Annotated in this window: 11 protein-coding genes and 1 riboswitch; of the genes, 8 read left to right on the top strand and 3 right to left on the bottom strand. The window is 63.1% G+C overall.

The features are described from left to right. Nucleotides 1–99: 99 nt before the first annotated feature. Both GT753_RS15275 and sgrT read right to left on the bottom strand, forming a co-directional pair. Entirely contained in the window at nt 100–1,296 is a 1,197-nt protein-coding gene (locus GT753_RS15275; protein WP_160125737.1) for a sugar efflux transporter, read from the bottom strand. A gap of 154 nt (nt 1,297–1,450) precedes the next feature. Beyond that, nucleotides 1,451–1,624 carry a glucose uptake inhibitor SgrT gene (sgrT, locus tag GT753_RS15270; protein WP_004932838.1) on the bottom strand — a complete coding sequence of 58 codons (174 nt, stop codon included), beginning with the start codon at nt 1,622–1,624 and terminating at the stop codon, nt 1,451–1,453. A gap of 90 nt (nt 1,625–1,714) precedes the next feature. Between sgrT and sgrR the strand changes: the two genes are divergently transcribed. The 7 genes from sgrR (at nt 1,715) to ilvN (ending at nt 9,155) form a co-directional block, all read left to right on the top strand. Then, entirely contained in the window at nt 1,715–3,376 is a 1,662-nt protein-coding gene (gene sgrR, locus GT753_RS15265) for an HTH-type transcriptional regulator SgrR (RefSeq protein WP_160125736.1), read from the top strand. Between the two features lie 37 nt (nt 3,377–3,413). Further along, a riboswitch (TPP riboswitch) is annotated at nt 3,414–3,532 on the top strand. A 57-nt stretch (nt 3,533–3,589) separates the two neighbouring features. Further along, nucleotides 3,590–4,576, top strand: coding sequence for a thiamine ABC transporter substrate binding subunit (gene thiB, locus GT753_RS15260; RefSeq protein WP_044029701.1), 987 nt, complete (start codon nt 3,590–3,592; stop codon nt 4,574–4,576). Continuing rightward, a complete protein-coding gene (gene thiP / locus GT753_RS15255) occupies nt 4,552–6,159 on the top strand; it encodes a thiamine/thiamine pyrophosphate ABC transporter permease ThiP (RefSeq protein WP_160125735.1) in 1,608 nt (535 codons plus the stop codon). Before thiB ends, thiP begins: the two co-directional genes overlap by 25 nt. Continuing rightward, nucleotides 6,146–6,850, top strand: coding sequence for a thiamine ABC transporter ATP-binding protein ThiQ (gene thiQ / locus GT753_RS15250; protein ID WP_160125734.1), 705 nt, complete (start codon nt 6,146–6,148; stop codon nt 6,848–6,850). Before thiP ends, thiQ begins: the two co-directional genes overlap by 14 nt. Before the next feature lie 88 nt (nt 6,851–6,938). Then, nucleotides 6,939–7,052 (top strand): ilvB operon leader peptide IvbL, encoded by a 114-nt coding sequence (gene ivbL / locus GT753_RS15245; protein WP_154747116.1) that lies wholly within the window; start codon nt 6,939–6,941, stop codon nt 7,050–7,052. 111 nt (nt 7,053–7,163) lie between these two features. Continuing rightward, complete coding sequence (gene ilvB / locus GT753_RS15240; RefSeq protein WP_160125733.1) at nt 7,164–8,858, top strand: acetolactate synthase large subunit; 1,695 nt, start codon at nt 7,164–7,166, stop codon at nt 8,856–8,858. 3 nt (nt 8,859–8,861) lie between these two features. Continuing rightward, entirely contained in the window at nt 8,862–9,155 is a 294-nt protein-coding gene (gene ilvN / locus GT753_RS15235) for an acetolactate synthase small subunit (RefSeq protein ID WP_016929110.1), read from the top strand. Between the two features lie 27 nt (nt 9,156–9,182). Here the strand turns inward: ilvN and GT753_RS15230 are convergent, their stop codons facing one another. Next, nucleotides 9,183–9,953 (bottom strand): DedA family protein, encoded by a 771-nt coding sequence (locus GT753_RS15230; RefSeq protein WP_015376631.1) that lies wholly within the window; start codon nt 9,951–9,953, stop codon nt 9,183–9,185. Nucleotides 9,954–10,167: 214 nt separating this feature from the next. Here GT753_RS15230 and GT753_RS15225 point away from each other — a divergent pair, with 214 nt between their 5' ends. Next, nucleotides 10,168–12,534 carry a DNA polymerase II gene (locus GT753_RS15225; RefSeq protein ID WP_076740935.1) on the top strand — a complete coding sequence of 789 codons (2,367 nt, stop codon included), beginning with the start codon at nt 10,168–10,170 and terminating at the stop codon, nt 12,532–12,534. Nucleotides 12,535–12,707 lie beyond the last annotated feature (173 nt).

Raw genomic sequence — 12,707 nt, 5'->3', positions numbered from 1 at the left:
GACGGGCGTGGGCGCAACGATCGCGCGCCATATGCCTTCAGCTTGAGCGCCCGGTTTAGCCTTCTCAATGACTTGCATCAAGAATGCCGTCGTTTAACCTCACACTTCACGCACTTTGGCGCTCATCCCGAGCGCCGCCAGCGCCAGCAGCGCCGCCATCCAATACACCGAACCATGACCGAAATTCTCCACCAGCACGCCCTGCAGCACCCCGGCCAGGATCACCCCGGTAGAGATGCTGTTGGTGAACAGCGTGGTAGCGGCGCCCGGCCGGCCCGGCATCAAATCCTGAAAATAGAGCATGCCGATACCGGCGACGATGCCGATAAACACCGCGTTGAGCAGTTGCAGCGCGATCAGGGCCGGCTTGGTCGCCAACACCGTCAGCCCGAGATAAAACAGCACGCCCGCCGTCACCGCCAGCAGCATCATGTTACGCTTGCCGAAGCGTTTGACGTAATAACCGGCCAGCAGCATTGCCGGGATTTCCAACCCGGCGGCGGTGCCCATCAGCACCCCGGCCAGCCCTTCCGGCAGCCCGAGATCGGCGGTGATATACAGCGGCATATCGATGATATACAAGGTATTGCAGGTCCACATCAGCATCGAAGCGATGAACAGCAGCCGCACATCGCGATTGCGCCAGGCGCTGGCGGGCGCGATCGGCGCAGACATCCCGCCCTGCAGCTCCCCATTCTCCGCCGCACGCGGCACCGAAGGCAGCATAAACCCTACCAGCAGCACGCAAACCGCGAAGGTGGCGGCGGCGATCAGGAACATCACGGTGAACCCATAGTTCAGCGCCAGCGCAAACGACAGCGGCGGGCCGATCACCCACGCCAGCGAAAGCTGGGCGCGCATCACCGAGCTGAACATCACCACCTCACGCGCCTCGCTGTCGGCGTATTCCCGCGCCAACGCGAAAATCTGCGGCATGGCGGTGTTGGCAACGGCGGACATCAGCACCCCGGCGGTGATCAGCGTCAGATAGTCGCGGTTAAAGGCGAACAGCAGGCAGTTGCCGACCGCCATCAGGCAGCACAGCAGGATCAACCGGCGCCGATCGCCGCGGGTATCGGAGCGCTTGGCCAGCAGAAAACTGACCACGATGCCGGCCACGGCGTTGGCGGTGTAAAACAGCCCTACCCACAGCGGCCGCACTTTGACCTCGGTGGTCAGAAACAGACTGAGCGTCGGCGTCAGCAACGCGCCGGCGATGCCGGAGAGAAAAGCGATCAGCAGGAATGCGGCAAAGATGGGGTTAATGCGCAGTGACAACCGGCTCATGCGTTGCATATCGTCTTCCCTGACCTCAAAGCAGAAGAAAGAACCTTAAGCCACGGCGAGAAAAATGCAAGCGCATCGCCATGACCGCGCATAAAAAAACCAGTGGGTCACCCCACTGGCTGGTGAAACAGCACCATTACTCAGAAACTTGTTGCCGCAGCCCCTACAGGTGCTCGCGATACTGCTTATCGGTCATCTCTTTAATGTCCCATTGCGTCAGGTGCGCCAGCATCGCCAGCCGCGCCTGTTCGGGCACCACGCTCAGCCAGTCGGCTCGCTGGCGGCGCACCGCGCTGAAATAGCGCTGATAGAACTGCCTGGATAAGAAAGCTTTCATGATTACGCCCTCCCCTTTCATTGATGAAAATTATCGGCGTAATATAGGGAAAGAAAAATTGACGAGTTGAAGCAGGAGCGTTCCTCTTTTATGTCCACGTCCAGATTGCAGCAGCAGTTCATCCGCCTGTGGCAGCGCTGCCACGGTGAAACCACCGACACCACGCTGCAGGATCTGGCGGAGGTGCTCAGCTGCTCGCGGCGCCACGTGCGCTCCCTGCTGAGCGCCATGCAGCGGGAAGGCTGGCTCACCTGGCAGGCGGAGTCGGGGCGCGGCAAGCGTTCGCGGCTAACCTTCCACTACACCGGCCTGGCGCTGCAGCAACAGCGGGCCGAGGAGCTGCTGGAACAGGATCGCATCGATCAGCTGGTGCAACTGGTGGGCGACAAAAATGTGGTGCGCCAGATGCTGCTGTCGCAGCTGGGGCGTAGCTTCCGCCAGGGGAAACACATCCTGCGGGTGCTCTACTACCGGCAGTTGTACAACCTGCTGCCCGGCTCGGCGCTGCGGCGTTCGGAAACCCATCTGGCGCGCCAGATCTTCAACGGTCTGACGCGCATAAATGAGGAAAACGGGGAACTGGAGTCCGATCTGTCTCACCATTGGCAGGCGTTGACGCCACTGCACTGGCGATTTTACCTGCGCCCGGCGATCCATTTTCATCACGGCCGCGAGCTGGAGATGGCGGACGTCATTACTTCTCTTTCGCGTCTGACCTCGCAACCGCTGTTCTCGCATATAGAGAGCGTCACCTCGCCGACGCCATTCGTGATTGACGTGCATCTGCGCAGCCCCGACCACTGGCTGCCCTGGCTGCTGGGCAGCGTGCACGCCATGATCCTGCCGCGCGAATGGCGCGAACTGCCGGATTTCGCCCGCCATCCGATCGGCACCGGCCCCTATCGCGTAGTGCGCAATCTCCCCAGCCAGATGAAGATCCACGCCTTCGACGACTATTTTGGCTACCGGGCGCTGATCGACGAGGTGAATATCTGGGTGCTGCCGGAGTTCTCCGAAGAACTGGTGCATTCCGGCGTACAGCTGCAGGGCGATGAAACCGGCAACAACGAACTGGAAAGCCGGCTGGAAGAGGGCTGCTATTTCCTGCTGTTCGACCGGCGCTCCCCGCAGGCCGCCGATCCCGCCATTCGCAGCTGGCTGTGCGAATTGATCAATCCCATTTCGCTGCTGAGCCACGCCGGGCCGCTCTACCAACGCTACTGGTCGCCGGCGTACGGCCTGCTGCCCCGTTGGCACCACAACCGCGCGCTGGCGCAGCAGCCCAAACCGGCGGGGCTGACCGAACTGACGATGACCCACTTCAATGAGCATTCGGAGTTTCACGCCATCCGTCAGGCGATCGAGCCGCTGCTGGCGCAGCACGGCATCCGCCTGATCGTGCAAAGCGTGGATTACGCCACCTGGCACCAGGGCGACGCGCGCAGCGATCTGTGGCTTGGCAGCGCCAACTTCTATCTGCCGCTGGAGTTTTCGCTGTTCGCCACGCTGTACGAACTGCCGCTGATGCAGCATTGCATGAACGAAGATCTGGCGCAGGACGCGGCGCTGTGGCGCGCCAACCGTCTGCCGCTGGCGGAGTTCTGCCAGCGTCTGGTCAGCAACCACCAGCTGCATCCGCTGTTCCACCACTGGCTGCAGCTGCACGGCCAGCGCAGCATGCGCGGCGTGCGGATGAACACCCTCGGCTGGTTCGACTTCAAGTCCGCCTGGTTTGCCCCGCCGGAGACATAAGCGCCTTTCGCCCAAGTCGGTTAATCTTTACAATAGCGCCGTCTCAACGGGGTGCGGAGAGCCGGGCCGCGTAATAAGCCTGATTTTCCGCTGAGAGCACACCCGTCGAACCTGATCCGGTCAATACCGGCGGAGGGATTTGAGCCCAGCGAACCGGCGACGCCGCCTCGCCCCCTCAGATGCCCTTGCCCCCTTATTTTTCAGGAGTGCAACGTGGTCAAAAAATATCTGCCCTGCTTATTGCTGCTGTGCGCCGCGCCGGCGTTCGCCAAGCCGACGCTGACGGTTTACACCTACGATTCCTTCGCCGCCGACTGGGGCCCTGGCCCGGCGGTGAAAAAAGCCTTCGAGGCCGAATGCGACTGTGAACTGAAGTTCGTGGCGCTGGAAGACGGCGTCTCGTTGCTGAACCGCCTGCGCATGGAGGGCAAGAACAGCGCCGCCGACGTGGTGCTGGGGCTGGACAACAACCTGCTGCAGGCGGCGCAGCAAACCGGCCTGTTCGCGCCGAGCGGCGTCGATACCGCCAGGCTGACGGTGCCGGGCGGCTGGCAGGACGCGACCTTCGTGCCTTACGACTACGGGTACTTCGCCTTCGTCTACAACAAAGAAAAACTGAAGAACCCGCCGAAAAGCCTGCAGGAGCTGGTCAGCAGCGACCGCAACTGGAAAGTGATCTACGAAGATCCGCGCACCAGCACGCCGGGGCTCGGCCTGCTGCTGTGGATGCAAAAAGTGTATGGCGACAAGGCGCCGGCCGCCTGGCAGCAGTTGGCGAAGAAGACCGTCACCGTCACCAAAGGCTGGAGCGAAGCCTACGGCCTGTTCCTGAAAGGCGAAGGCGATCTGGTGCTCAGCTATACCACCTCTCCCGCCTACCACCTGATCGAAGAGAAAAAAGACCTTTACGCCGCCGCCACGTTCAGCGAAGGCCACTACCTGCAGGTGGAAGTGGCGGGCAAGCTGAAAGCCGCCAAACAGCCTGAGCTGGCCGAGCGTTTCATGCGGTTCATGGTGACGCCGGCATTCCAGAACACCATCCCGACCGGCAACTGGATGTACCCGGTGATCAACACCCCGCTGCCCGTCGGCTTTGAGCAGATGAACGTGCCGCAGACCGCGCTGCAATACAGCGCCGAAGAGGTGGCCACACAACGCGGCGGCTGGATCCGGGCATGGCAAACCGCCGTCAGCCGCTGATCCCCCGCTGGCTCTGGCCGGGGCTGCTGGCCGCCGGCCTGATCCTGCTCGTCGCCGCGCTGGCGCTGGGTTCGCTGTGGCGTCACGCGCCGGACAGCGACTGGCGCAGCCTGTGGCAGGACAGTTACCTGTGGCACGTGGTGCGCTTCACCTTCCTGCAGGCGCTGCTGTCGGCGCTGATTTCGGTGCTGCCCGCCATTCTGCTGGCGCGCGCGCTCTATCGCCGCCGTTTCCCCGGCCGGCAGTTGTTGCTGCGGCTGTGCGCCATGACGCTGGTGCTGCCGGTGCTGGTAGCGGTATTCGGCCTGCTCAGCGTCTATGGGCGCCAGGGCTGGCTGGCGACGCTGTGCGGCTGGCTGGGCGTCGAGTATGGTTTCTCGCCCTACGGTCTGCAGGGCATTCTGCTGGCGCACCTGTTCTTTAACCTGCCGCTGGCCACCCGCCTGTTGCTGCAGGCGCTGGAGAACATTCCGGTAGAGCAGCGCCAGCTGGCCGCTCAACTGGGTATGAGCGGCTGGCAGCAGTTCCGCTTCGTCGAATGGCCGGCGCTGCGCCGCCAAATCCTGCCGAGCGGCGCGCTGATCTTCATGCTGTGCTTCGCCAGCTTCGCCACCGTGCTGTCGCTGGGCGGCGGGCCACAGGCCACCACCATCGAACTGGCGATCTACCAGGCGCTGAGTTACGACTACGATCTGGGGCGTGCCGCCATGCTGGCGCTGATCCAGCTGGGCTGTTGTCTCGGGCTGGTGTTGATCAGTCAGCGCCTGAGCCAGGCATTGCCGGTGGGGCATACCCACGCCCAGCGCTGGCGCAATCCGGATGACAGCCTGTGGCGACGCGTCGGCGATTTTCTGCTGATCGCCGCCGCGCTGTTGCTGCTGCTGCCGCCTCTGCTGGCGGTGATCGCCGATGGCGCCAACCAGGCTATCCTCAACGTACTGCGCCAGCCGGTGCTATGGCAGGCGCTGTTCACGTCGCTACGCATCGCCCTCGGCGCCGGGCTGCTGTGCGTGGCGCTCACGATGATGCTGCTGTGGAGCAGCCGCGAGCTGAAACTGCGGCAGCAGCTGCGCGGCGGCCAGGCGCTGGAGCTCAGCGGCATGGTGATCCTGGCGATGCCGGGCATCGTGCTGGCCACCGGCTTCTTCCTGCTGCTGAGCGATACAATTGGGTTGCCGCAGTCGCCCTATGCGCTGGTGATCCTCACCAATGCGCTGATGGCGGTGCCCTATGCGCTGAAGGTATTGGAGAACCCGATGCGCGACCTCGCCGAACGTTACAACCCGCTGTGCCTGTCGCTGGATATCCGCGGCTGGCGACGGCTGCGGCTGATTGAGCTGCGCGCCCTGCGCCGCCCGCTGGCACAGGCGCTGGCCTTCGCCTGCGTGCTGTCGATCGGCGACTTCGGCGTGGTCGCATTGTTTGGCAACGAGCATTTCCGTACCCTGCCTTTTTACCTGTATCAGCAGATTGGCGCCTATCGCAGCAACGACGGGGCGGTGACCGCGCTGCTGCTGCTGCTGCTGTGCTTCCTGTTGTTTACCCTGATTGAACGCTTACCGGGCCGCCATGCTGACGCTTGAAAAACTGACCTACCTGTATGACCACCTGCCGATGCGCTTTGACCTGCGCATCCAGCCGGGCGAGCGCGTCGCGGTGCTCGGCCCCAGCGGCGCCGGTAAAAGCACCTTGCTGAGCCTGATCGCCGGTTTTCTGCCGGCGGCCAGCGGCCGGCTGCTGCTGAACGGCGAAGACCACACCGCCACGCCGCCGGCCAAGCGGCCGGTATCGATGCTGTTTCAGGAGAACAACCTGTTCGCGCATCTGACGGTGGCGCAGAACATCGGGCTGGGGTTGGATCCCGGACTGCGCTTGACTGAACAGCAGCGCCAACAGCGGGCGCAGATCGCCCGTCAGGTCGGTCTGGAAGAGCATCTGGAGCGCCTGCCGTCGCAACTTTCCGGCGGCCAGCGTCAGCGCGCCGCGCTGGCGCGCTGTTTGATTCGCCAACGGCCGATCCTGCTGCTCGACGAGCCCTTCTCGGCGCTCGATCCGGCGCTGCGCAACGAGATGTTGCAACTGCTGCAGACGGTATGCGAACAGCGCAACCTGACGCTGCTGATGGTGTCGCACAACCTCGACGACGCCGCACGCATCGCGCCGCGCACGCTGCTGGTGGTCGACGGCCGCATCTATTACGACGGCCCGACGCAGGCCCTGATGGACGGCAGCGCGCCCGAAGCGCGCGTGCTGGGCATTTCGGGCAAAGCGTGATCTGACGCGCGTTTTTTATGCTGCGCCAATAAACCTGTTGTGCGAATTTTGCGCCTGTGTTTTTATAAAAACCTGACTTTTTTTACTGATGATAAGGTTCCCTGTGATCGCATCCTCGCTGACTTCGACCCTACTAGTTACCGCGCTACCAGCCGCGGTGGTCGTCGTGCGTGTGGTGGTGGTCGTCGGCAATGCGCCGTAGGGTCCGAATCAACGCATCGATTCCCAAACCCCGCCGGCGCAAACCGGGCGGGGTTTCTTGTTTTAGCACCCTGCCCAGCAAAGCTCACCGGCCTTGAGAAAGGACAGGAACATGGCAACTTCGGGCACGCCTCAACCGGGCACCAGCTTCACCGGCGCACAATTGATCGTTCATCTGCTGGAGCGTCAGGGCATCACCACCGTCGCCGGCATTCCCGGCGGCGCCGCGCTGCCGCTGTATGACGCGCTGAGCCAAAGCACCCGCATTCACCACGTGCTGGCGCGCCACGAACAGGGCGCGGGCTTTATGGCGCAAGGCATGGCGCGCGCCAACGGCAAGGCGGCGGTGTGCATCGCCTCCAGCGGGCCGGGCGCCACCAACCTGGTCACCGCCATCGCCGACGCCAAACTCGACTCCATTCCGCTGGTGTGCATCACCGGTCAGGTGCCCTCCTCGATGATCGGCACCGACGCCTTCCAGGAAGTGGACACCTACGGCATTTCCATCCCGATCACCAAGCACAACCATCTGGTGCGCGATATCCGCGAACTGCCGCAGGTGATTGGCGACGCCTTCCGCATCGCCGAGTCCGGCCGCCCCGGCCCGGTCTGGATCGATGTGCCGAAAGATGTGCAAACCGCCACCATCACGCTGGAAGAGCTGCCGCCGATCGCCGTGCCGGACGCCGCTCCGAGCTTCGATCCGGCGCTGGTTTCGCAGGCCGCCGCGATGATCAATCAGGCGAAACGCCCCATCCTCTACCTGGGCGGCGGCATCATCTGCGCCGACGCTCACCGGCAGGCGCTGGAGCTGGCCGAGCGCGCCGGTTTGCCCACCACCATGACGCTGATGGCGCTGGGCGCGATGCCGGTGGAACACCCGCTGTCACTGGGCATGCTGGGCATGCACGCCGCGCGCAGCACCAACTTCATTCTGCAGGAGGCCGATCTGCTGATCGTGCTGGGCGCGCGCTTCGACGATCGGGCGATCGGCAAAACCGAGCAGTTCTGCCCTAACGCCGCCATCATTCATGTGGATATCGACCGCGCCGAGCTGGGCAAGGTCAAACAGGCCAACGTGGCGATCCATGCCGACGTCGGCCAGGTGCTGCAACAGCTGCTGCCGCAGATCGGCACGCAGCCGCGCAGCGAATGGCTGAACACCGTCAACGACCTGAAGCGCGAATTCCCGTTCAACATGCCGAACGCCGACGATCCGCTGAGCCATTACGGCCTGGTGCTGGCCGCCGCGCGCTGCGTGGACGACAGCGCTATTATCACCACCGACGTAGGCCAGCATCAGATGTGGGTGGCGCAGGCCTATCCGCTGAGCCGGCCGCGCCAGTGGCTGACGTCGGGCGGCCTGGGCACCATGGGCTTCGGTCTGCCGGCGGCGATCGGCGCGGCGCTGGCGGAGCCCAAGCGCAAAGTGCTGTGCTTCTCCGGCGACGGCAGCCTGATGATGAACATTCAGGAAATGGCCACAGCGGTCGAGCACGATCTGGACGTGAAAATCATTTTGATGAACAACCAGGCGCTGGGGCTGGTGCACCAGCAGCAAACCCTGTTCTACCAGCAGCGCATCTTCGCCGCCGCCTATCCGAAGCGTACCGACTTCCTGAAAATCGCCGCCGGATTCGGGCTGGATACCTGCGATCTGAACGCCGCGGAAGATCCGCAGGCGGCGCTGGCCGAGGCGATCCAGCGCCCGGGTCCCTGCCTGATCCACGCGCTGATCGATATCAACGAAAAAGTGTTCCCGATGGTGCCGCCGGGCGCCGCCAACATCGACATGATTGGAGAATAAGCCATGCTGCAACCACAAGATAAACCCCAGGTGATCCTGGAGCTGGCGGTGCGCAACCATCCCGGCGTGATGTCGCACGTTTGCGGGCTGTTCGCCCGCCGCGCGTTCAACGTCGAAGGCATTTTGTGCCTGCCATTGAAAGACGGCCAGCAAAGCCGCATTTGGCTACTGGTCGCCGACGATCAGCGGCTGGAGCAGATGATAAGCCAGGTGGAAAAGCTGGAGGATGTGCTGCAGGTGAAGCGCCACAGCGAAGACGTGCGGGTATTTGAACAGCTGGAAGCGTTCTTCCAGTAAGGCGAACGGGGGCTAATGCCCCCGCAATCATTGCCCGGACAACACCTGCCACAGCAGGTGGCGATACACCGGCATCAGAGGCTGCTGGCTCAGCGCATAACCGGCCGCCAGCGCCGCCAGCCAACTCAATCCGCACACCACGCGCAGCCGCAGCGGTGTCAGCCAACGGCTCAGCCGATCGGCGCTGCGCTTACCCTCACGCCACCAGCGCCAGCTCAACCATACCGCCAGCCAGACCAGCAACGCCGCCGCGAGCAGCAGCCACTTGAACATCGCGCTGTCGGCGCCGGCGGGAATATCGATCGCCACGCCCGCCAGAATGCCGGGGAAGAAATAAACCGGCGGCCAGGTCAGGCAACCGATGATGTTCGGCAGCGCGAACTTGTACGGCGGCAGATCGAGCATCCCGGCCACCATCGGCACCAACGGGCGCGTCGGGCCGACGAAACGGCCGATCAGAATGGTCGCCATGCTGTGCTGGTGCAAGGCGTGCTCGGTTTTGTCTAGCAGCGCCTTGTTTTTCTTCAGGAAAGACCAACGGTGTAATGGCCCCTTGAACGCGCGGCCGACGAAATAAGAGATCCAGTCACCGAGCAGGCAACCGACGATGCCCGCCGCCCAAGCGTAGTAAAAGTCCACCTTGCCGCTGCCGATCAACGCGCCGATGCTGGCCATCATCACAGTGCCGGGCAACAGCAGCCCCACCAGCGCCAGCGACTCCAGAAAAGCGACCAGCAGAACGACCATCAGGGTGAAAGCCAGTGACTGGGTGATCAAATCTTGTAAATAGGCTTCCATTACACCTCTGTGGATTATTCGGGCCAAACGGGCGGAGGATTTTCCAGTGCCGCCGCAGACGAGTCAATCGATCAATTGTATGCGTATTTGGCAACGCCGCGCGGCGATGGACAATCACTGTATAAAAACCCATACTGTAATTTATCTATATTAGCGCCAAAACCGACATCTCGCTGAATGTCGCGCCCGCCGCCCGGCGGAAGACGAAGGGGTTATGACAGCACTGCAACAGGGGTTCCTGCTCACTCGCCACTGGCGCGACACGCCCGCCGGCACCGAGGTCGAATTCTGGCTGGCGACCGACGCCGGCCCGCGTCAGCTACGCCTGCCGCCGCAAACCTCGGTGGCGTTTATCCCCGCCGAACAAAGGCAGCGCGCGGAACTGCTGCTGCGGGAAGAGCGGCAAGTCGAACTGAAACCGCTGGCGCTGACGGATTTTCACCATCGCCCGATGCTAGGGCTGTACTGCCGCCAGCACCGTCAGCTCATCAAGCTGGAAAAACTGCTGCGGGAAGGCGGCGTTGCGGTCTACGAGGCCGACATTCGCCCGCCGGAGCGCTACCTGATGGAACGCTTCATCACCGCGCCGGTGTGGTTCAACGGCCAGGGCGACGGCAATGGGCCGTTGCTCAGCGGCCAAATGAAGCCGGCGCCGGAGTACCGCCCAACGCTAAAACTGGTGTCGCTGGATATCGAAACCACCGCCCACGGCGAGCTTTACTCCATCGCGCTGGAAGGCTGCGGCCAGCGGCAGGTCTACATGCTGGGACCGGCCAACGGCGGCGATGAGCCGCTGGATTTCGATCTGGAATACTGCGCCAGCCGCCCTCAGCTGCTGGAGCGGTTGAACGCCTGGCTGGAGCGGCACGATCCCGATGCCATCATCGGCTGGAACCTGGTGCAGTTCGATCTGCGGGTGCTGCAAAAGCACGCCGAGCGCTACCAAATCCCGCTGCGGCTGGGGCGCGGCGGCAACCTGCTGGAGTGGCGCGAGCACGGCTTCAAGCAGAATCACTTTTTCGCCGCCGCCGCCGGCCGCCTGATCATCGATGGCATCGAGGCGCTGAAATCCGCCACCTGGAACTTTCCCTCCTTCAGCCTGGAATACGTTTCGCAGGAACTGCTGGGCGAAGGCAAGGCGATCGACAATCCTTATCAACGCATGGCGGAGATCGACCGGCGCTTCGCCGAAGACAAGCCGGCGCTGGCTCGCTACAACCTGAAGGACTGTGAGCTGGTGACGCGCATCTTCGCCAAGGCCGACCTGCTCAACTTCCTGCTGGAGCGCGCCACCGTCACCGGGCTGGCGGCCGACCGCAGCGGCGGATCGGTGGCGGCCTTCAGCCACCTCTATATGCCGCGCATGCATCGCCTGGGCTTTGTCGCCCCCAACCTCGGCGAACAGCCGGAGGAACACAGCCCCGGCGGCTTTGTGATGGATTCCCGGCCCGGCCTGTACGATTCGGTGTTGGTGCTGGACTATAAAAGCCTGTACCCGTCGATCATCCGCACCTTCCTGATCGATCCGGTCGGGCTGGTGGAAGGCATGCGCCACCCAAGCGACGCCGACTCGGTGCCCGGCTTTCGCAACGCCCGCTTCTCGCGCAGTAAACACTGCCTGCCGGCGATCGTCGAACAGATCTGGCAGGGGCGCGAGGCCGCCAAACGCCAGCACAATAAGCCACTGTCGCAGGCGCTGAAGATCATCATGAACGCGCTGTACGGCGTGCTGGGATCGAGCGGCTGCCGTTTCTTCGATCCGCGGCTGGCGTCGTCGATCACCCTGCGCGGCCACGAGATCATGCGCCAAACCCGCGAGTTGATCGAGGCCGAAGGCTATCAGGTGATTTACGGCGACACCGACTCCACCTTCGTGTGGCTGAAACAGCCGCATGACGAGCAGCAGGCGGCTCAGATCGGCCGGGCGCTGGTGCAGCGGGTCAACGCCTGGTGGCAACAGCATCTGCAGCAGCAGTTCGGGCTGGAGAACGCGCTGGAACTGGAGTTCGAAACCCACTATTCCCGCTTCCTGATGCCGACCATTCGCGGCGCCGAACAGGGCAGCAAAAAACGCTACGCCGGCCTGATCGCGCGCGCCGACGGCGAGGAAGAGATGGTGTACAAAGGGCTGGAAACGGTGCGCACCGACTGGACGCCGCTGGCGCAGCAGTTCCAGCAGCAGCTCTATCAGCGTATCTTCAAACAACAGCCCTACCAGGACTATGTGCGCGATTACGTCGGCAAAACCCTGAACGGCGACTTCGACGATCAACTGGTGTACCGCAAACGGCTGCGCAGAAAGCTCGATGACTATCAGCGCAACGTGCCGCCGCACGCCCGCGCCGCGCGCATCGCCGACGACTACAACCGCAGCCAGGGGAGGCCGCTGCAGTATCAGAACGGCGGCTGGATCAGCTACGTGATGACCGTGGCCGGGCCGGAACCGCTGGAAACCCGCCATTCGCCCATCGATTATCAGCACTACCTTGAACGGCAGCTGCAACCGGTGGCAGACGCTATACTCCCTTTCTTGCACGACGATTTCACCACGCTGGTCACCGGGCAGATGGGGCTGTTTTGAGATTGCGCCAGGTTAAGAAAAATCATCCGGTTTTGCAGGTGACGAACGCGCCGCCTTCCATTACCATAGCGCCCTTCCCAAAACTGAACCACGCTTAGCCCTGCCGTCTCGCGACGTCTGCATGGCGTGAACGGCTATTGCCCGCCAAATTTAAAACAAACCGGGATTAGCAG

The sequence above is a fragment of the Serratia sp. Z4 genome (genome assembly GCF_009900725.1).
Lineage (GTDB): Bacteria > Pseudomonadota > Gammaproteobacteria > Enterobacterales > Enterobacteriaceae > Serratia > Serratia nematodiphila.
This window is presented reverse-complemented; position numbering and strand designations above follow the sequence as displayed.